The sequence below is a fragment of the Paenibacillus sp. Y412MC10 genome, from assembly GCF_000024685.1.
In the GTDB taxonomy this organism is placed as follows: domain Bacteria; phylum Bacillota; class Bacilli; order Paenibacillales; family Paenibacillaceae; genus Paenibacillus_AQ; species Paenibacillus_AQ lautus_A.
The window spans coordinates 1,928,293-1,947,635 of the sequence record NC_013406.1; the positions used below are offsets into that span (position 1 = coordinate 1,928,293).

16 protein-coding genes are annotated in these 19,343 nt (G+C 53.5%); 14 read left to right on the plus strand and 2 right to left on the minus strand.

The genetic code is table 11. The features are described 5' to 3' along the window. Positions 1 to 15 precede the first annotated feature (15 nt). Positions 16 to 849: a 5-dehydro-4-deoxy-D-glucuronate isomerase gene (gene kduI, locus GYMC10_RS08190; protein ID WP_009591835.1), complete on the minus strand. Its 834-nt coding sequence runs from the start codon at positions 847 to 849 to the stop codon at positions 16 to 18. 271 nt (positions 850 to 1,120) lie between these two features. On the opposite strand from kduI, the gene GYMC10_RS08195 reads away from it, so the two are divergent. From GYMC10_RS08195 to GYMC10_RS08245, 11 genes are all read left to right on the plus strand, one after another. Then, positions 1,121 to 2,017 (plus strand): glycerophosphodiester phosphodiesterase, encoded by an 897-nt coding sequence (locus GYMC10_RS08195; protein WP_041621948.1) that lies wholly within the window; start codon positions 1,121 to 1,123, stop codon positions 2,015 to 2,017. Between the two features lie 300 nt (positions 2,018 to 2,317). Next, positions 2,318 to 3,577 carry an urea ABC transporter substrate-binding protein gene (urtA, locus tag GYMC10_RS08200; protein ID WP_015734090.1) on the plus strand — a complete coding sequence of 420 codons (1,260 nt, stop codon included), beginning with the start codon at positions 2,318 to 2,320 and terminating at the stop codon, positions 3,575 to 3,577. Between the two features lie 58 nt (positions 3,578 to 3,635). Next, complete coding sequence (gene urtB, locus GYMC10_RS08205; RefSeq protein WP_015734091.1) at positions 3,636 to 4,541, plus strand: urea ABC transporter permease subunit UrtB; 906 nt, start codon at positions 3,636 to 3,638, stop codon at positions 4,539 to 4,541. 15 nt (positions 4,542 to 4,556) lie between these two features. Next, positions 4,557 to 5,645: an urea ABC transporter permease subunit UrtC gene (urtC, locus tag GYMC10_RS08210; RefSeq protein ID WP_015734092.1), complete on the plus strand. Its 1,089-nt coding sequence runs from the start codon at positions 4,557 to 4,559 to the stop codon at positions 5,643 to 5,645. Then, positions 5,620 to 6,459, plus strand: coding sequence for an urea ABC transporter ATP-binding protein UrtD (gene urtD / locus GYMC10_RS08215; RefSeq protein ID WP_041621949.1), 840 nt, complete (start codon positions 5,620 to 5,622; stop codon positions 6,457 to 6,459). Before urtC ends, urtD begins: the two co-directional genes overlap by 26 nt. After that, positions 6,437 to 7,132 carry an urea ABC transporter ATP-binding subunit UrtE gene (gene urtE, locus GYMC10_RS08220; protein WP_015734094.1) on the plus strand — a complete coding sequence of 232 codons (696 nt, stop codon included), beginning with the start codon at positions 6,437 to 6,439 and terminating at the stop codon, positions 7,130 to 7,132. The genes urtD and urtE overlap by 23 nt, the downstream gene beginning before the upstream one ends. Positions 7,133 to 7,396: 264 nt before the next feature. Further along, positions 7,397 to 8,884, plus strand: coding sequence for an L-arabinose isomerase (araA, locus tag GYMC10_RS08225; protein ID WP_015734095.1), 1,488 nt, complete (start codon positions 7,397 to 7,399; stop codon positions 8,882 to 8,884). A gap of 101 nt (positions 8,885 to 8,985) precedes the next feature. Then, entirely contained in the window at positions 8,986 to 10,074 is a 1,089-nt protein-coding gene (locus GYMC10_RS08230; RefSeq protein WP_041621950.1) for a GntR family transcriptional regulator, read from the plus strand. A 94-nt stretch (positions 10,075 to 10,168) separates the two neighbouring features. Next, positions 10,169 to 10,858, plus strand: coding sequence for an L-ribulose-5-phosphate 4-epimerase (gene araD / locus GYMC10_RS08235; RefSeq protein ID WP_015734097.1), 690 nt, complete (start codon positions 10,169 to 10,171; stop codon positions 10,856 to 10,858). Positions 10,859 to 10,903: 45 nt separating this feature from the next. After that, the gene (locus tag GYMC10_RS08240) at positions 10,904 to 12,574 is read left to right on the plus strand and encodes a ribulokinase (protein ID WP_015734098.1); all 1,671 of its coding nucleotides are present in this window, start codon (positions 10,904 to 10,906) and stop codon (positions 12,572 to 12,574) included. Between the two features lie 133 nt (positions 12,575 to 12,707). Then, the gene (locus tag GYMC10_RS08245; protein WP_015734099.1) at positions 12,708 to 13,913 is read left to right on the plus strand and encodes a sn-glycerol-1-phosphate dehydrogenase; all 1,206 of its coding nucleotides are present in this window, start codon (positions 12,708 to 12,710) and stop codon (positions 13,911 to 13,913) included. Between the two features lie 140 nt (positions 13,914 to 14,053). Here the strand turns inward: GYMC10_RS08245 and GYMC10_RS08250 are convergent, their stop codons facing one another. Then, positions 14,054 to 14,971 carry an ArsR/SmtB family transcription factor gene (locus GYMC10_RS08250; RefSeq protein ID WP_009590874.1) on the minus strand — a complete coding sequence of 306 codons (918 nt, stop codon included), beginning with the start codon at positions 14,969 to 14,971 and terminating at the stop codon, positions 14,054 to 14,056. 410 nt (positions 14,972 to 15,381) lie between these two features. Here GYMC10_RS08250 and GYMC10_RS08255 point away from each other — a divergent pair, with 410 nt between their 5' ends. The 3 genes from GYMC10_RS08255 (at position 15,382) to GYMC10_RS08265 (ending at position 19,343) form a co-directional block, all read left to right on the plus strand. Beyond that, positions 15,382 to 16,881 (plus strand): alpha-N-arabinofuranosidase, encoded by a 1,500-nt coding sequence (locus tag GYMC10_RS08255; RefSeq protein WP_187293023.1) that lies wholly within the window; start codon positions 15,382 to 15,384, stop codon positions 16,879 to 16,881. A gap of 161 nt (positions 16,882 to 17,042) precedes the next feature. After that, positions 17,043 to 18,371 (plus strand): ABC transporter substrate-binding protein, encoded by a 1,329-nt coding sequence (locus GYMC10_RS08260; RefSeq protein WP_015734101.1) that lies wholly within the window; start codon positions 17,043 to 17,045, stop codon positions 18,369 to 18,371. Positions 18,372 to 18,449: 78 nt separating this feature from the next. Then, positions 18,450 to 19,343, plus strand: a complete 894-nt coding sequence (locus GYMC10_RS08265) for a carbohydrate ABC transporter permease (protein WP_015734102.1) — start codon at positions 18,450 to 18,452, stop codon at positions 19,341 to 19,343.

Genomic DNA, 19,343 nt, shown 5'->3' on the forward strand with positions numbered 1-19,343 from the left:
AATGGATATTCCCCTCTATTTTAAATCCTTCATGGACACGGGGTCCATATCATCATAACGTTTGTTGTCCCCGGCCATGCCCCAGATAAAGGTATAGTTGCTTGTGCCCACTCCGCTGTGGATCGACCAGCTCGGCGAAATCACGGCCTGTTCGTTGCGCATGACGATGTGGCGCGTTTCGCTTGGTTCACCCATCAGATGGATGGCGACCGCATCCTCCGGCAAGTCAAAATACAGATACGCCTCCATGCGTCTTGGATGCGTATGGGCAGGCATCGTGTTCCACATGTTCCCTTCCTTCAGCAGGGTCATGCCCATGACAAGCTGGGCACTTTGAATGCCTTTTTGATGAATGAAGCGATAGATCACGCGATCATTGGAATTTTTGATGTCGCCCAAAGCGCTGGAATCGGCTTCTTCAAGGGTGGCTTTGGCCGTCGGGAACGATTGGTGGGCCGGGGCCGAATTCAAATAGAATTTGGCAGGATTGGCCGGATCGGTGCTTTGGAAAATGACCTCTTCGGTCCCCATGCCAACGTACAGGCATTCTTTGTTGTTCAGCTCATGCTCCGTCCCGTCAACCAGGACGGTACCGTGTCCGCCGATATTGATGATGCCAAGCTCACGGCGCTCAAGGAAAGAGGAAACGCCCAGCTCTTTAAGGTCGGTATCCAGCTTGACCTGCTCCCGTACGGGTGCGGCACCCCCGATAATCAAACGGTCTTCATGCGTCAGGACCAGCTCCAGCTTGTCGGGCGTAAACAGGACGGGAATATGGAATTCCTTGCGAAGCCGTTCCGTGTCAAATTGTTTCACTTCATTCGGATGTGAGGCATAACGTCTTTCCATTGCATGTCATCTCCTTAAGAGTCATTTTATAATCCATTCATAATGTTCATATAAGTACAAAATACTCCATTCACGTTCATATTACAATAGCCAAAATTCAAAATGAACGAATTGTTGAGTCTTGAAAAGCCGTTTTCCTCCATTTTTACCGACTGAAAAGGGGGAGGAAAGGGAAGAATTAGCTTGAGAAGACATGACAAAGGATGAGCGGACGAACGCTAGTTAGGAAGTTATAAAGCGAACAAAGCAGGACTAGGAGATGGGAAGCCCTATGAAAAGAATGATGGTTATCTTTGCTGCTCTGCTGGCAGTAACCGGTTCCCAAACGGCAGCCGACGTGCCTCATTATCCATTTCATCATGCCAGGGAACGAGAGGCCTGGATCAGGTCCGGGGATGAACGCGACGAGTCCTGGGTCAATATCGCCCATCGGGGGGCGTCGGGTTATGCGCCTGAGAATACGATGGCTTCGTTTGTCAAAGCGTTTGACATGGGAGCGGATATGCTGGAGCTGGATGTTCAGCTGAGCAAGGATGGAGAGGTCGTGGTGATCCATGATTCCACGGTTGAGCGAACCACCGACGGGCAAGGTGAAGTGGGCGGCCTAACCTTGGAGGAGCTGCGGCGGCTGGATGCGGGTTCGTGGTACGATTCGTCGTTCAAAGGAGAAGTCATTCCGACATTGGCGGAAGTGCTTGAGCATTTCGGGGGACGGATCGGATTGCTGATCGAATTGAAATCGCCCTCCCGGTACCCGGGCATTGAGCAAAAGGTTGCTGGCGATTTGAGAAGATATGCCGCCCAGACTGATGGATTAAGGTACAAGGACCTGATTATCGTTCAGTCTGCCGATACGGACTCGCTGGTTCGGTTCCGCCAACTGATGCCCGATATCCCGCTTGGCGTGGTTATCACCAGTGCGGGCGACTTATCCAAGCAGCGGCTGGATAATATGAAGGCGTACGCGGACTACGTGAGTATATCGATGAGGCTCGTCTCCAAGGGTCTGGTCCAAAAGATCCATCAATCGGGGATGAAAACGATGGTGTGGACCATTCGGGATATGCTGCAAATACCTTACGTGCTTCAAATTAACGTGGACGGTATCATTACGGATTATCCGGACCGGGTGCCGATTACGATTTCGAACAGGAACATGACCAGATGAATAATGAACGACGGCAGTCTCTTGAGAAATCAAGGGCTGTTTTTTATTTTACGTCAATAAAAATAACACATCACAAAGAAAATTCATTCTATCATGATATAATCACAAACTTAATGTTATTTTATATAACACAAAATAGGGGATTCACACGTCGATTTTACTAAAAATGAAAAAATGAAATAAAATTATGTAAGAATTATTGACACAGGAAATATAAGGCAACTATAATGTGGAATAACGAACAGAGTAGAGAGGTTATAGACGGATTGTTCGGAAACGGAAAAAGGGAGTGGGGAACCAATGAAAAAACAAAGCGTAATCGTTAAAGGATGGGCCTCGTTTGTATTATGCGCCATTTTAATGTCAGGCTGCGTGACGGAAAAGGAAACCGCTCCAACCGCCGGAGCGGGTAACGGGAGCCCGCCGGTAGAAGCCGCAGGCGATTCGATCAAGGTCGGCATTCTTCACTCGCTCAGCGGAACGATGGCGATCAGCGAGGTATCCGTTAAGGATGCCGAGATGCTTGCGATCGAAGAGATCAATGCGGCCGGCGGCGTGCTCGGCAAGCAAATCGAACCGGTGATCGAGGACGGTGCCTCGGATTGGCCGACCTTCGCGGAGAAGGCGGGCAAATTGCTGCAGCAGGATAAGGTTGCCGCCGTGTTCGGAGGCTGGACCTCCGCCAGCCGGAAAGCCATGCTCCCTGTTTTCGAACAAAACCACGGTCTTTTGTTTTATCCGGTTCAATATGAAGGGTTGGAATCCTCACCTAACATTTTCTATACGGGCGCAACAACCAATCAGCAAATCGTGCCTTCGGTGTCCTGGCTGCTCGAGAACCGCGGCAAAAAAATGTTTCTGCTCGGCTCCGATTATGTGTTCCCAAGAACGGCCAACAAGATCATTAAGGCCCAGCTGACGGCCGAGGGCGGCGAGCTGGCGGGAGAGGAATACACGCCGCTGGGCCACACCGATTTCAGCACGATTATAGCCAAGATCAAAGAGGCGAAACCCGATATCGTCTATAACACGCTGAACGGCGATAGTAATGTGGCCTTCTTCAAGCAGCTGAAGGATGCGGGCACTACCTCCAAGGATATGACCACGCTGTCCGTAAGCGTAGCGGAGGAGGAAATCCGCGGCATCGGAGCCGATATCCTGGAGGGCCATCTGGCAGCCTGGAACTACTATCAGTCCACGGATACTCCGGAAAACAAAGCTTTTGTTGATAAATACAAAGCGAAATACGGCGCTGACCGGGTCACGGCCGACCCGATCGAGGCTGGTTATACCGCGGTGTATTTGTGGAAGGCTGCGGTAGAGAAGGCGGGAACCACGGACGTGGATAAGGTGAAGGAAGCGGCCAAAGGCATTGAGTTCGCCGCCCCCGAAGGCAAAGTGACCATCGATGGCGACAATCAGCATATTCATAAAACGGTGCGCATCGGCGAGGTGCAGGCTGACGGACAGTTCAAGGAGCTCTGGAACTCGGGAGAACCCGTCAAACCGGACCCCTATCTGAAAACATACGATTGGGCAAAAGGTTTGAGCGGCGAATAAAACTTCATCTCATGCATGAAAGGCCTGCGGGCCTTTCGTGAAAGGAGGTTCACCCCGGATGGATATGACGATCCTGCAGGTGTTTAACGGACTGAGCGTCAGCTCGATATTATTATTGATCGCGCTCGGCTTGGCGGTAACGTTCGGCTTAATGAATGTCATTAATATGGCCCATGGCGAGCTGATTATGATCGGCGCTTATTCCACGTACGTTACCCAAGGCTTGTTCTCCGCTTATATGCCGAAATCGTGGTTCGATACCTATTTCATCGCCGCATTGTTAGTATCCTTCATGGTTGCCGCCGCGGTCGGCTGGCTGCTTGAAACGGTGCTTATCCGCCATTTGTACGGCAGACCGCTGGATAGTCTGCTCGCCACATGGGGCGTCGGGATGATGCTGCAGCAGATCGCAAGGTTCATCTTCGGCGCACCGAACGTGGCCGTAACCAGCCCTTCCTGGCTGAACGGCGGGCTTGCGATCACCTCAAGCATCATCCTTCCTTACAAGCGGCTGTTCATTGTATTGCTCGTGGCCGTCGTCCTGACGGCGATGTATCTCTATATTTACAGAACGGTTCAAGGCCGAAGAATGCGGGCGGTGATGCAGAACCGAAGCATGGCCGGTTGTCTCGGCATTTCGACCCGGCGCGTGGACGGACTGACGTTTGCGATCGGCTCCGGCATCGCCGGTATTGCCGGCTGCGCATTGACGCTGCTCGGCCCGATCGGACCCTCGATCGGAACCTACTATATCGTCGATGCTTTCATGGTGGTGGTGCTGGGCGGCGTCGGAAAGCTGGTCGGCACGGTTGCCGGAGCGCTGGGCATCGGCGTGTTCAACACGCTGTTTGAGACCTATACTTCGGCATCCATCGGCAAAGTGCTGGTGTTCGCCTGCATCGTGGCTTTCCTGCAGTGGAAGCCTCGCGGGCTCGTCGCGCTGCGAACGCGCAGTTTGGATTAGAGAGGAGGGGAATGCATGGTGCTGAAATGGTTGACAGGAAACCCCGGCGGCCGATCGAAACGGATTCTATGGAGCGCGGTGCTGCTCCTGATGTGTTTGGCCCCCTTGTTCACGACGCCTTTTCGCCTCGGATTGCTAACGAAATTTTTGGCTTTGGCGATCCTGGCGGTCGGGCTTGACCTGATCTGGGGATACGGCGGCATTCTGAGCCTTGGACATGGCGTGTTCTTCGGGCTGGGCGCTTATGCCATGGCCATGTACCTGAAGCTGGACGCCAGCGGCTCGGCCCTGCCTGATTTTATGGGATGGAGCGGGGTGGCGTCCCTGCCCTGGTTCTGGGAGCCGTTCCGATCGTTCCCGGCGGCCTTGATACTCGGGATGCTGCTGCCTGCCCTCTTAGCGTTGATACTCGGATTCTTTACGTTCCGCAACCGGATCGTCGGCGTGTATTTTACGATTCTGACGCAGGCCCTGGTCATGATCGTGGTTACGCTGTTTGTCGGCAAGCAGGAGTGGACGGGGGGCACGAACGGGCTTACGGGCTACAGCTCCATTTTGGGATTTAACCTGAATGCGCCCTCCACGAAAATAGGATTGTATTTTATTACGCTGGCCGCTTTGGCAGGAGCCTATATTCTATGCAGAAGAATTGTGAACAGCCGCGTGGGCCAGGTGCTGGAAGCGTCGAGGGATGGGGAGAACCGGGTACGGTTTCTGGGATTTGATCCTTCCCGCTACAAAACCTTTGCGTTTGCCGTATCGGGGGGCCTGGCCGGGCTAGCAGGCATGCTGTTTGTCCTTCAGGTCGGCATTATTTCGCCGTCCATGATGGGCATCGTCCCGTCTATTGAAATGGTGCTCTGGGTCGCGCTTGGCGGCAGGGGAACGCTGATCGGCGCCATAATCGGCGCCGTGCTGCTGAACGCGGCCAAGACCGGGATCAGCGAAGCTTATCCCGAAGGGTGGCTGCTGGTATTGGGCGCTTTGTTTGTCATTGTTGTGGTCTTGATGCCGAAAGGGTTGACCGGGTTGTGGAGCAAGGCGGCTTCGTCATTATCCAAAAGAGGAGGGACTGTCCATGCAGCCGTACGCAAAGAGAGCTGATGTTTCGCTAGCCGCACATGGGGAGGTCAGGGGCATCGGCATGTCGCCCACCGTGCTGTCCGCGGAAAATATAACGGTGGCCTTTGGCGGGTTTGTAGCGGTAAACGGCATGAATCTGGCGCTTCGCCAGCATGAGCTGCATTTTCTGATCGGCCCGAACGGGGCAGGGAAGACGACGATGCTGGATGTGATCTGCGGAAAGACTAAGCCTGGGGCGGGGCGGGTGCTGCTCGGCGACGGTCTTGAGATTACGAGGAAGCGGGACTATGAAATCGCGGGTCTCGGCGTGGGCCGGAAATTCCAGGCACCGTCGATATTCCCCAACCTGAGCGTCAAGGAAAACCTGGAGCTGACCGTCGATTCGGACCGAAGCGTGCTCCGGGCGCTGAAGGTCAGGAGAAATCGATGCACTACGTTTGAGATGAAGAAGGTGCTGGAATTGATCGGACTTCCCGATCGGCTTCATGTTCGGGCAGGGTCCCTGTCGCATGGAGAGAAGCAGTGGCTGGAGATCGGCATGCTGCTGCTTCAGAAGCCGCGGCTGCTGCTGCTGGATGAACCGGTAGCGGGAATGACGGACGAGGAAACGATGAAGACCGGCGAGCTCCTTCAAGGCATCGCTAAGGAATGCTCAGTCGTTGTTGTCGAGCACGACATGGAGTTTGTACGCTCTTTTGCCGCCAAGGTTACCGTCATGCATGAAGGGAAACTGCTGAAGGAAGGGTCCATGCAGGAGATTCAGCGCGATCCGCTGGTGGCCGAGGTTTACCTTGGAAAAAGGAGGGAGGCGAATGCTCAAGCTGCAGGGCATTGAATCGGGTTATGGGGAGAGTACCGTCCTGCGCGGCGTGTCCATGGTCGTGGACCCCGCAAAGATCGTATGCCTGGTTGGGCGTAACGGAGTCGGGAAAACCACGCTGATGCGAACGATAACCGGGCAATTGAAAATCCGGCAGGGGCGGATGAGCCTTGGCGAGCAGGAGGTTACCGGCTGGGATTCCGTAAAGAGAGCAAGAGGCGGGATCGGGTATGTCCCGCAAGGGCGCGAGATTTTCCCCCAACTCACTGTAAAAGAGAATCTGCTGCTCGGCCTTGAGCCATGCGTGCCTCGTACGAAGACATTCCCGGAGGATGTGTTAGCCTTGTTTCCTGTACTGCCGCAAATGTATCACCGCCAAGGCGGTGATCTAAGCGGAGGACAGCAGCAGCAGCTTGCTTTCGCGAGGGCGCTTGCCTCCCGGCCCAAGGTGCTGCTGCTCGACGAGCCGACCGAAGGAATCCAGCCTTCCATCGTGGAGGAAATTCAAGACGTCATCCGCGGGATCAAAGCCAAAGGAGAAACGTCGGTCATTCTGGTGGAGCAGAGCATCGAATTCGTCCGAAGCGTGGCCGATTATATCTATGTCATGGATAAAGGGACGATCGTAGCCGAAGGGGTGCAGGATGCCATCAATATAGAGCAGTTCGAGCATTATTTGACGGTCTAAAGAGTTTTCATGAAAGCTGGTTCGCATTTGGAGGTAGACCGTCAATGAGATTTGAATGATAGAGGTTGTCTCTATGGGTTCGTTGTTACCTATAGGGGCAGCTCTTTTTTTATTTTATTTTATTTTGATCTTGCTATTTTGGAGATGCGGGGGTAGAATGTGAGTGATTCAACTTGTACGTACATGTATTTGATTCACATTCATTTATATGTAAAGGTATGTACAAGTTAGTGAGCAATCATTCGTACAGGAGGCGTTATAATCATGAATTTGAAACCGCATTCTTTTTGGCTTGTCACCGGAAGCCAGCACTTGTATGGTCCCGAAACGCTGGAGCAGGTCGCCGAGCACTCCCGCATCGTGGCAACGGAGTTTGACAAAGATCCTGTATTTACGTACCCCATTGTATTCAAGCCGATCGTAACGACACCCGATGAAATATACAACCTGATTCTTGAGGCTAACAACGATGAGTCCTGCGCAGGCATCATGACGTGGATGCACACGTTCTCCCCGGCAAAAATGTGGATCGCGGGCCTATCCCAGTTGCAGAAGCCGCTTCTTCATTTCCATACCCAGTTCAACCGGGACATTCCTTGGGAAACGATTGATATGGACTTTATGAACCTGAACCAGTCCGCTCACGGCGACCGCGAGTATGGCCATATCGGTGCTCGTCTGGGCATCGCACGCAAGGTCGTCGTGGGCCACTGGGAAGACGGGGAGGTTCGCGGCAGCATTGCCGGCTGGATGCGGACTGCCGCGGCCTATGCCGAAAGCCGCAGGCTGAAGGTGGCCCGCTTCGGCGACAATATGCGTCAGGTAGCGGTAACCGAAGGGGACAAAGTGGAGGCGCAAATCAAGCTTGGCTGGTCCGTGAACGGTTACGGCATCGGCGACCTTGTGCAGTCCATGAACGAAGTCGGCGATGAAGAGGTCAAGGCGCTCCTGAACGAATACGCGGAGTCGTATTCGATTACCAAAGAAGGGCTTAGCGACGGTCCCGTGCGCGATTCGATTGCGTACCAAGCCCGGATCGAGATTGCGCTTCGCCGTTTCCTCGAGGAAGGCGGCTTCGGCGCATTCACGACGACCTTCGAGGATCTGCACGGAATGAAACAGCTCCCGGGACTCGCCGTGCAGCGCTTGATGGAGTCCGGTTACGGTTTCGGCGGGGAAGGCGATTGGAAAACAGCGGCCCTGACACGCGTGTTGAAGGTGCTTGCAGACAATAAAAGCACATCCTTCATGGAGGACTACACCTATCATTTCGAGCCGGGAAATCATATGATTCTCGGATCGCACATGCTGGAGGTATGCCCGACCATCGCGCTGAATAAACCCACGCTTGAGGTTCATCCGCTCGGGATTGGAGGCAAGGGGGATCCGGCGCGACTCGTGTTTAACGGCCAAGACGGCCCTGCCGTCAATGCTTCCCTGATTGATCTCGGGCACCGCTTCAGACTGCTGGTGAATGTGGTGGACGGCGTCAAGGTGGAGCAGCCGATGCCGAAGCTGCCGGTGGCCCGCGTGCTGTGGAAGCCGCAGCCATCCCTTCGCGAATCTGCGGAAGCGTGGATTTTGGCCGGCGGCGCGCACCATACCGTTCTCTCTTATGCCATGACGGCCGAACACTTAAGCGATTGGGCGGAGATGGCCGGCATTGAAGCGGTCATTATCGACAAGGATACAACGATACCGCGCTTCAAGAACGAGCTCCGCTGGAGCGAAGCCGCATACCGTCTGCGGTAACTGGTTCTGTCGGCATTCGCCTGGCCTGTGTTACAATAGCGAGATAGCTTAGGATTGCAGGGGATCCTAATATAATGAGTGCGTGAGGCTAGAGGTGAATGATGAATAATAGACGGATACCCAAATATATTGTATTAAAAAACGAACTGCTCTCGTGGTTTGAATCCGGCCGGCTTCAAGCAGGCAAACAGGTTCCTTCGGAGCATGAAATCGCGGACCAGTTCGGCGTAAGCCGCCAGACGGTCCGCCAAACCTTCGGCGAGCTGGAGAAGGAAGGCTGGCTCGAACGGATTCAAGGCAAAGGAACCTTTGCCCGCAATCCGGAGCGGCGGGAAAGCGAGCAGGTCAAGACGATCGGCATCATGACGACGTACATCTCGGATTATATTTTCCCGCATATCGTCAGGGGAGCGGAGGCGGAGCTGCGCAGCAAGGGATACCGCCTGCTGCTCTCCAGCACCGACAACAACAAGGAGAAGGAGATGGAGAGCCTTCAGCTCATGACCAGCCAGCCGCTGAGCGGGCTGATTATCGAGCCGACCAAGAGCGCGGAGGGCAATCCGAATCTGACATATTTCCTGTCCCTGCAGGAGAAGGGGATTCCGTTTCTGATGATCAACGAGAAGTATCGGGAACTGGAATGCCCTTGCCTTAAGCTGGACGATGAGCTTGGCGGTTACAAGGCCACGCGGCATTTGATCGAGAACGGCCATTCGGCGATTGCCGGATTCTTCAAGCGGGACGACCTTCAGGGCGTAAACCGGCTGAAGGGCTTCTTGCGGGCGCATCGGGAGGCGGGCATCCCCGTTTCGACGGAACGGGTGGTTACGTATACAACGGAACAGAAGGGCCGTTTCCCTTATGAACAGGCCGTCCAATTGTTGAAGCAGCCGATCGGGCAGCGGCCGACGGGATTCGTATGTTATAACGACGAGTTGGCCGTGTCTTTGGCGGAGGCGGCCGGGGAATGCGGGCTGCAAATTCCGCAGGACGTGTCCATGGTCGGTTTCGATGATTCCACCCTAGCCGTTGCTTCCGGCGTGAAGCTGACGACGATGACCCACCCGAAGACGGAGATGGGGATCATGGCGGCCAGGCAGTTGATCAGCATGATCGAGCATCATACCGTATTTGAGGATACGGTTTATCAACCGGAGCTTGTGGAGAGAGAATCGGTGGACAAACGATAGAGAATAGGGAGTTTAAGGTCCGATATTTCGGACCCTTGCTTGCCAACTTGTACGTACAACTATATTTTCAAAGGCTGGAGAGGAGCGGTTGTTCATGTTGGAGGATTTGAAGCAGCAGGTGCTTGAGGCGAATCTGGAGCTTCCGAAGTACGGGCTCGTCACCTTTACATGGGGAAACGTCAGCGGCATCGACCGTGAACGCGGACTGTTTGTCATTAAGCCGAGCGGCGTGCCGTACGAGGATTTAAAAGCGGACGACATGGTCGTGCTGGATTTGAAGGGAAATGTCGTTGAAGGGGATTTGCGCCCTTCCTCCGACACCCCGACTCATCTGGTGCTGTATCAGAACTTTAAGGAGATCGGCGGGATTGTGCACACCCACTCGCCATGGGGAACGAGCTGGGCTCAGGCGGGTCGCGCGCTGCCTGCTTACGGAACGACGCATGCCGACTATTTTTACGGGGAGATTCCGGTTACGCGGCCCATGACCCGGGAAGAAATCGAAGGGGCCTACGAGCTGGAGACGGGCAATGTCATCGTTGAACGATTCACGGATCTGGATCCGAACATGGTGCCCGGGGTGCTTGTGCATTCCCATGCGCCGTTCGTGTGGGGCAAGGATGCGCATAACGCCGTGCATAATGCGGTGGTGCTGGAGGAGTGCGCCAAGATTGCAGCCCGGATGCAGCAGATCAATCCCGAAACCGAACCGATGGATCAGACGCTGTTGGATCGCCATTTTTTGCGGAAGCATGGAGTTAATGCTTATTACGGTCAAAAGTAACGCATATATTCATCATTCATGATTTCATCGGTAGGAGGAAATGAGATGGGGAATAAATACACCATTGGTGTCGATTACGGAACGCAGTCCGGACGTGCGGTATTGGTTAATCTGGCGAACGGGCAGGAAGTGGCGGATCATGTAACGCCTTATCGGCACCATGTTATTGATGAGTTTCTGCCGGGTTCCGGAAAGCGGCTGGAGCATGACTGGGCGCTTCAGCATCCGGGGGATTATCTGGAGGTTCTGCAGGTATCGGTGCCTGCCGTCATCCAACAATCCGGCATTGATCCGGCGGATGTGATCGGCATCGGCATCGATTTTACGGCTTGCACCATGCTCCCGGTTGACGAGCTTGGCGAGCCGCTCTGCTTCCACCCGGAGCTGGCCGATCAGCCGCACAGCTGGGTTAAGCTGTGGAAGCATCACGCGGCCCAGCCGGAAGCAGACAAGATCAACGCGATCGCCGCTGAGCGCGGAGAAGCTTTTTTGCCCCGTTATGGCGGGAAGATCTCATCCGAATGGATGATAGCCAAAGTCTGGCAGATTCTTGACGAGGCACCGGCCATCTATGAACGCGCGGATCGGTTCCTGGAGGCCACGGATTGGGTCATCTCCCAAATGACCGGCCATATTGTCCGCAACAGCTGTACGGCTGGTTACAAGGCGATATGGCATAAGCAGGACGGATATCCAAGCAAGGATTACTTTAAAGCGCTGGATCCCAGATTGGAGGATCTGGCCGATACGAAGCTGCGCGGAGAGGTCCGTCCCCTCGGGAGCAGCGCCGGCGGCTTGACCGAGAAAATGGCGGAAATGATGGGCTTAACGCCTGGCATTGCCGTGGCCGTCGGCAACGTTGACGCGCATGCCGCGGTACCGGCGGTCGGCGTCGTAACACCGGGCAAGCTGGTCATGGCCATGGGGACCTCGATCTGCCATATGCTGCTCGGCACGGAAGAGAAGCAGGTCGAAGGGATGTGTGGCGTCGTCGAGGACGGCATCATTCCCGGATTATACGGTTATGAAGCCGGGCAATCGGCGGTGGGTGATATTTTTGAATGGTACGTTGAGGAAGCGCTTCCCGCGTACGTTAAGGAGGCTGCGACCGAGGAAGGAATCGGCGTGCATCAATGGCTGGAACGGGAAGCGGCTGCATACAAGCCGGGCCAGACGGGTCTGCTAGCGCTGGATTGGTGGAACGGCAACCGCTCGGTGCTGGTGGATACGGATCTGACCGGGTTGATGTTAGGGATGACGCTGTTGACGAAGCCGCAGGAAATCTATCGCGCCTTGCTGGAGGCGACGGCTTTCGGCACACGCAAAATCGTGGACGCCTTTCACGAGAACGGCGTGGCTGTGGACGTTCTCTATGCATGCGGCGGACTGCCGCAAAAGAATCGTCTCCTGATGCAGATTTATGCGGACGTTACCAATCGCGAAATCTATGTGGCTGATTCCAAACAGACGCCGGCGCTTGGTGCCGCGATGTTCGCAGCAGTGGCGGCGGGCCAGGCGAAAGGCGGATATGATTCCATTATCGATGCGGCCGAGAAGATGGCACGGGTGAAGGAAGAGACCTTCAAGCCGATACCGGAGCATGTGGAAGTGTATGAGCAGCTGTATCAGGAATACAGCAAGCTGCATGATTATTTCGGCCGCGGGGAAAACGACGTCATGAAACGGCTGAAGCGGGTTAAGCAGACGGCAGAATAGGCTGGCGGGGCAAGCGCAAGACCAGAAGAGGACCGGACCGCCCTGCATATAGAGGGCGGGACGTCCTTCGAGACAAATATAGACTAGATGCTTGGATCGTCAACATGGGATAGGATGAAAGGGGAGGAGCTGCATGACGGATTATTTGAACGAAGCAAAAGGTTTAATGAGCCGAATGAGGGAAGTCCGGCCGGCGTTCCGTGGACTTGAAACGATGGAGCTGGAGTCCGGCGCTATTTCAGCTGTGCCCGCGTACCTTAAACGGCAGGGCCTCAATTCACCGATCGTGGTGGCCGATGCGAATACGTATGAAGCTGCGGGTCAAACGCTGATGGAGCGGCTGGAAGCGGAAGGTCTGCAGCCCCGGCTGTGCTTGATCAAGCCTGATGAGTTAGGCGACGTGGTGGCGGATGAACGCTCGCTGACGCAGCTTTTTATCGAGGTGGAGCCAGAGCGGACAGGATGCCTCATCGCTGCGGGATCCGGTACCCTTCATGACATTACCCGCTTTGTCGCTCATCGGTGCGGGAAGCCTTTCGTCTCTGTACCTACGGCACCTTCGGTAGACGGCTTTACTTCGGCCGGCGCGCCGATCGTGGTTCGGGGGGTCAAGCAGACCTATGCGGCAACGGCTCCCATCGCTATATTCGCCGACCCGGATATCCTTGCGAAAGCGCCGCAGCCGCTTATAGCGGCGGGGTTTGGCGATATGCTCGGCAAATATACGTCGCTGCTGGATTGGAAATTCTCCTCGACCACGGCCGGCGAGCCCTATGATGACCAAGTGGCAGAAATCACGGAGCGGGCACTGGAATCTTGCATCCAGCACGTGGAGGCCATCGGCCAGCGCACGGAGGAAGGCATCCGCATTCTGATGACGGCTTTGATTGAATCCGGGATCGCGATGCTGCTGTTCGGGCAGTCCCATCCTGCCTCCGGGGCAGAGCATCATTTGTCGCATTACTGGGAGATGGAGTACTTGCGCCGCGGCAACCGGGCGCTGCTTCATGGCGCCAAGGTAGGGGTTGCCTGCAGCGAGATATCGAGCCTCTACCATGCTGCGGCTGATCAGGGAGTGTATCCTTATGCCGAGCCCAAGCTTTGGGAGACGTATAGAGAGCAGGTTCGGGAGTGGCTTCGGAAGGTTCCTTCGAAGGAGGAGATCGCCGGGCTGCTGCGGCAAGCGGGAGGTCCTTCCAGCCTGGAGGAGCTTGGCATTGATGAGGAGCTGTTCGGGGAGAGCCTGCGGGAGGCGCATAAGCTGCGAAACCGTCATACCATCCTGAGGGCACTGAACGAGGCTGACGGGGCAGGACAACCTGTGACTTCATACAGATAGCAAAGCAGAGAGCGGGCCATGTCCGTCCGCCGCCCTAAAGAATGGGCTTGCTGATAGGTTATAGAAGGTATTCTGTTTAGCTAAAAAAGGCCTCTACATGATCGAATGATCATAGAGAGTCCTTTTTTGCGTTCGTTCCCTTATCCTTCCTTCACATCATACAGCACGCGGGCCAACAGATCTTGACTGTAGTTTCCGAAATGCTTGCCGTAAATGGTTAAGCCTCGTTTATTCACCGACTGCTCGTTAACGGCAATCCTGAAGGTAAGCTCGCTCTTGTAATCGAGCTGTATTTGGTCCAAACCGACATCCGAAATGCGGCACCCGTCGATAAAGCTGCCTTCTTTATTAATTCGGATGAGCTTCAGCATGCCGTATTGGTTCAAGTGGGGTGGCCACCATTCAGGGTTGAAGGTACCGCGTTTGTCCCCGAAATCCCCCGGACTTGTCCAGCTGCCGATTTCGATCCCGTTGACGTAAAAGAAAATATCCGACGGGTAATTATCGCAATGTCCCGGTGCTTCTGACCCCAGCTCCAAGGAGAATTGGATCTCGCGGAACGATTGGTTGGATTTCAAATAATTCGGGATCCGATATTCCAGGAAACCTTCGGTCAGCCAAATAATCTCCGAATTGATGCGCTCCGGATCGGCGAAATAGCGCGGATCGTCGAAATCCCCGATGATGCTGTCCTTGGTCGCAAGTCCGCAGGTCGGGATGGCTTGGTAGTCGCTGTAATGGCCGACCCGAATTTCCACCTCGTACAGATTATTAATATCCTTGCTTCGCAAATCGACCATCAAGGTGTCTTTATTCAGATAGCAGATCTTCTGGATGCCATGCTTCCCGCCCGTGGTATGGATTTCGATCAGGCCGCTTTCCTCCAGCTTCTTGATATGCATGGTAATGGCGCCATTGCTGAGGTTCAGCCTGTTTGCGAGATCATTCAGGTTCAGGCTTTGATTCTTGGCCAGCAGCTCCAAAATTTGAATGCGGATCTCGGAGCTGAGCGCTTTAAAGATATCAAGTCCGCTCATTAAATCTTTAATGTAGATCATCTTATTTCAAACCTTCTTCCGATTAAGGGATTTATAAGGATGGGATGTTTGCAAACGTTTATTTCAAATAATTATAAATCAATATGAGCGTGAAATAAAGATGCGTTCAAAATCTTCAGAAAACTTGTGCTTGTAACAATAAAATCGATGCTGAAAACGCTTTTATTTGAGGATTATATTAAATTAGGATTGCGAAAAACAAGTAATTTCGGCTATTTCCGACAGAAAATGCACTGTTTTTTTTTGATCATAAAAATTTATTTTTTATTTATATAAATCATTTTACATTTGTATATTTACAGAGACCCCCTCATATGATATTTTAAATCTGAAAACGAATTCATTTAATTATATTTGAATTGTTTTACAATTATATCAAACGGAAGGTGAAGAACTTGGCAGCTGAGAACATGAAAGCACGAATGATCGTGGATAAGTCGTTTCGGATCGCGCAAGTTGATAACCGCATTTATGGTTCATTCATTGAACACCTAGGCCGCGCAGTATATGGCGGGATTTACGAGCCAGGCCATGAAACCGCGGATGCGGACGGTTTTCGGAATGACGTAAAGGAATTGATCAAGGAGCTGGACGTCCCGATTATCAGGTATCCCGGCGGGAATTTCGTTTCGGGGTATAACTGGGAAGATGGCGTGGGGCCTGTTGCCGAACGGCCAAAACGGCTGGAGCTGGCTTGGAGAACGCTGGAGCCGAACGATGTCGGCACGAATGAGTTTATATCCTGGGCCAAGGAAGTAGGCTCGGATGTCATGATGGCCGTGAATCTGGGGACGCGGGGGATCGATGCCGCCAGAAACTTGCTGGAATACACCAACCATCCGGGAGGCACGTATTGGAGCGACCTGCGTCGCCGCCATGGTTATGAACAGCCGCACAAGATCAAGACCTGGTGCCTCGGCAACGAGATGGACGGACCTTGGCAGATCGGACACAAGACGTCCGAAGAGTACGGCCGGCTTGCGCTAGAGACGGCAAAAGCCATGCGGCTCGTCGACCCGACCATCGAGCTGGTTTCCTGCGGAAGCTCGAGCACGGGCATGCCGACATTCCCTGAATGGGAAGCCGTAACGCTGGATCATACGTATGAGGCGGTCGATTACATATCCCTGCATCAATATTACGGCAACCGTAATAACGATACCGCCAATTACTTGGCACTTACGCTCGATATGGACCACTTTATTCATACGGTGAAATCCACCTGCGATTACATCAAGGCCAAGAAACGCAGCAAAAAGACGATGTATCTGAGCTTTGATGAGTGGAATGTTTGGTATCATTCTAATGACGCCGACAGGCAGATTGATCCATGGAGCATCGCTCCCTCTCAGCTGGAGGATGTATACAACTTCGAGGATGCGATTCTTGTGGGCAGCATGTTGATCACGTTCCTGCGCCATGCGGACCGGGTCAAGATGGCTTGCCTGGCGCAGCTCGTGAACGTGATCGCTCCGATCATGACCGAGAACGGGGGACGTTCTTGGAAACAGACGATCTTTTATCCGTATCTTCATGCTTCAAAATTTGGCCGGGGCGTATCCCTGCTGCCGATCGTCGACTCGCCGAAATACGATTCCAAGGACTTTACCGACGTTCCTTATCTGGACAGCGCGGTCGTTCATAACGAAGAAGATGAAGAAATTACGATTTTTGCCGTGAACCGCCATCTGGAGGAAGCCTTGGAGCTCGAATGCGATGTTCGCAGTTTTGAAGGTTACCGGCTGTTGGAGCATATCGTGCTGGAGCATGAGGATCTGAAAGCGGTGAACACCGCATCCGAGGAAAAAGTAAAGCCTCATCATCAAGGGGGAGCGAAACTCGATAACGGTATGGTTAACGCTAGGCTTGCCAAGGCATCATGGAACGTCATCCGCTTGAAAAAAGCCTAATAACAGCAAGGGGGCGGTTCTCGATTTGGGCTGCCCCGTCTCCCAAACACTCATATCAAATTACACATAATATGAAAGCGCTTTATTTCTGAGGAGCAGCAGAAGTACCGATGTTCGAAGTGTAGGTTTGTATGAACGAAAATTAAGGGAGGTCCAGTAAGATGATGAAAAGATGGATGATTGTATTCATGGTGTTATGTATGACGCTCTTCCTGTGGGGATGCGGCAAATCGAACAATGCCGGCGGCGAAACCTCGGTCCTGGACGGGGGGGCGGGAGAAAGTGCTACAGAGCTGTCGTATTGGACGTTTGTTGAGCTGCACGGCCAGCACTTCGAGAAAATGCTGGGCAAATGGAACACGGAGAATCCCGATCGCCAGATCAAGCTGAACGTAACGGTCATGCCTTATGACGACATGCATAACAAATTATCCATCGCGGTTCAATCGGGGACGGGTGCCCCCGACATTGCGGATATCGAGCTTGGGAAATTTCCGGATTTCCTTGCCGGCACGCCGCAGCTTGAGCCGCTCAACGACGTCATTGATCCATACCGGGATACCATCGTGAAATCCCGTATCGACCTTTACAGCAAGGAGGATGTGAATTACGGCATCCCGACCCATGTCGGAGCTTCCGTCGCCTTCTACAATACCGAGATTTTGGAGGAGGCCGGGGTCAATTATCAGGATATCGTGACTTGGGAGGATTTTAAGCAGGCCGGTATCCAGGTGTATGAAAAAACCGGCAAGTATATGGGGACGGCCGATACAAGCGCAGCTTGGCAAGCTTCCATGCTGCTCGCGCAGCAAGGCGCGGATCTGACGGACGATTCCGGCAATCCGATCGTGAATTCGGAGCCGATGGTGAAGGCCATGACGCTGCTCAAGGATCTGCAGGACAGCAATGTCATCGCGACCATCGCCGGCGGTCAGCCTGACACCGAAGAGGCCTACGGCGAGTTTAATGCAGGAAATTATGCCACGGCTTTCATGCCGTTATGGCAAATGTCCAGATATACCAATTACATGTCCGATTTGTCGGGGAAAATAGCCATCGCGCCGATTCCGGTCATCGAAGAAGGAATGCCCCGGTCGGTTGGCGGCGGCGGAACCGGCACGGTCGTGACCAAGACGGCAAAAGACGTGCAGCTGGCAAAAGATTTTCTGGCCTTCGCCAAACTGTCCCTGGATGCCAATAAAGAAATTTGGAACACGCTTGGATTCGATCCGGTCAATATGGATGTCTGGGATATGAAGGATGTTACGCACAATGCCGAGAATCAGTTCGTGAAATATTTCGTCAATAACCCGTTCGATGTCCTGAATGAGATCCGGGATGAAATCCGGTTAATCAAATCGACCTCCGCATCGCCCACCATCAACAACGTCCTGTGCACAACCACCTTCAACGAGATTTTTGAGGACGGCAAGGACATTACCGAAGCCTTGAATGACGCCCAGAAGCAAATCGAACAGGAATTGAAATAACGTTCGCTTATACGGTACAAAAACGAAGAGCTGCTCATGGATCGTCGGTGAGCGGCTCTCATTCAAAGGAGTCGAATCATGATTAAAAAATTTCTGTACTCTCAAAAGGTTGCTCCTTACGTGTTTGTCCTGCCGTTTATTCTGGTATTCCTCGTATTCTGGGTGTTTCCGCTCGGCAGCTCATTCAGCATGAGCTTTCAGAAAACGCAGCTGGGGCAGGAAGCGGATTGGGTCGGCTTAACTAATTACGGGAAGCTGATGGGGGACGGCGTCTTTTTGAAGGCAGTCACGAACAGCGCGATTTACATGGTGTTGACGCTCCTGATCCTGATTCCGTTTCCGATGCTGTTCGCGGTGCTGATCAACAACAAGTTCATGTGGGGAAGGGAGTTTTTCAAGTCATCTTTTTTCTTCCCTGCACTGACGTCGGTCGTTGTGGCAGGCACCATCTTCCGGCTCATGTTCGGCGAGATGGAAGGATCCCTGATCAACAGCATCCTGGGGTGGTTCGGGATCGATCCGGTGAAGTTTCTGAAGGGACAGGTCACCGGCTTTATCGCGCTGGTGGCTCTCGCCACTTGGCGGTGGACGGGGGTCAATATGCTATATTTTTTATCGGGACTCAAGAACATTCCGGGTGAATATTACGAGGCGGCATCCATCGACGGTGCCTCGGCCTTCCAGAAGTTTACCAAAATCACGATGCCTTTGTTGAAGCCGACCACGATTTATGTGTTAACGATCAGCATTTATGCGGGGCTTGCCATGTTTATCGAAAGCATGATGCTCTGGAACGGCAACAACTCTCCGAAGAATATCGGCCTCACGATCGTCGGTTACCTGTACCGTCAAGGCATCGAGAAGAACAATTTGGGTTATGCCGCCGCTGTAGGGATCGTGCTGCTGGCAATCACCATGATCATTAACCTGACGCAGCTGAAGCTCTCCGGCATGTTCAAGAAGGAGGATTGA

What these genes read in the sequence shown, in the direction of transcription:
- kduI (WP_009591835.1), bottom strand. Translation starts at nt 849, where the DNA reads ATGGAAAGACGTTATGCCTCACATCCGAATGAAGTGAAACAATTTGAC.
- GYMC10_RS08195 (WP_041621948.1), top strand. Translation starts at nt 1,121, where the DNA reads ATGAAAAGAATGATGGTTATCTTTGCTGCTCTGCTGGCAGTAACCGGT.
- urtA (WP_015734090.1), top strand. Translation starts at nt 2,318, where the DNA reads ATGAAAAAACAAAGCGTAATCGTTAAAGGATGGGCCTCGTTTGTATTA.
- urtB (WP_015734091.1), top strand. Translation starts at nt 3,636, where the DNA reads ATGGATATGACGATCCTGCAGGTGTTTAACGGACTGAGCGTCAGCTCG.
- urtC (WP_015734092.1), top strand. Translation starts at nt 4,557, where the DNA reads ATGGTGCTGAAATGGTTGACAGGAAACCCCGGCGGCCGATCGAAACGG.
- urtD (WP_041621949.1), top strand. Translation starts at nt 5,620, where the DNA reads ATGCAGCCGTACGCAAAGAGAGCTGATGTTTCGCTAGCCGCACATGGG.
- urtE (WP_015734094.1), top strand. Translation starts at nt 6,437, where the DNA reads ATGCTCAAGCTGCAGGGCATTGAATCGGGTTATGGGGAGAGTACCGTC.
- araA (WP_015734095.1), top strand. Translation starts at nt 7,397, where the DNA reads ATGAATTTGAAACCGCATTCTTTTTGGCTTGTCACCGGAAGCCAGCAC.
- GYMC10_RS08230 (WP_041621950.1), top strand. Translation starts at nt 8,986, where the DNA reads ATGAATAATAGACGGATACCCAAATATATTGTATTAAAAAACGAACTG.
- araD (WP_015734097.1), top strand. Translation starts at nt 10,169, where the DNA reads ATGTTGGAGGATTTGAAGCAGCAGGTGCTTGAGGCGAATCTGGAGCTT.
- GYMC10_RS08240 (WP_015734098.1), top strand. Translation starts at nt 10,904, where the DNA reads ATGGGGAATAAATACACCATTGGTGTCGATTACGGAACGCAGTCCGGA.
- GYMC10_RS08245 (WP_015734099.1), top strand. Translation starts at nt 12,708, where the DNA reads ATGACGGATTATTTGAACGAAGCAAAAGGTTTAATGAGCCGAATGAGG.
- GYMC10_RS08250 (WP_009590874.1), bottom strand. Translation starts at nt 14,971, where the DNA reads ATGATCTACATTAAAGATTTAATGAGCGGACTTGATATCTTTAAAGCG.
- GYMC10_RS08255 (WP_187293023.1), top strand. Translation starts at nt 15,382, where the DNA reads ATGAAAGCACGAATGATCGTGGATAAGTCGTTTCGGATCGCGCAAGTT.
- GYMC10_RS08260 (WP_015734101.1), top strand. Translation starts at nt 17,043, where the DNA reads ATGATGAAAAGATGGATGATTGTATTCATGGTGTTATGTATGACGCTC.
- GYMC10_RS08265 (WP_015734102.1), top strand. Translation starts at nt 18,450, where the DNA reads ATGATTAAAAAATTTCTGTACTCTCAAAAGGTTGCTCCTTACGTGTTT.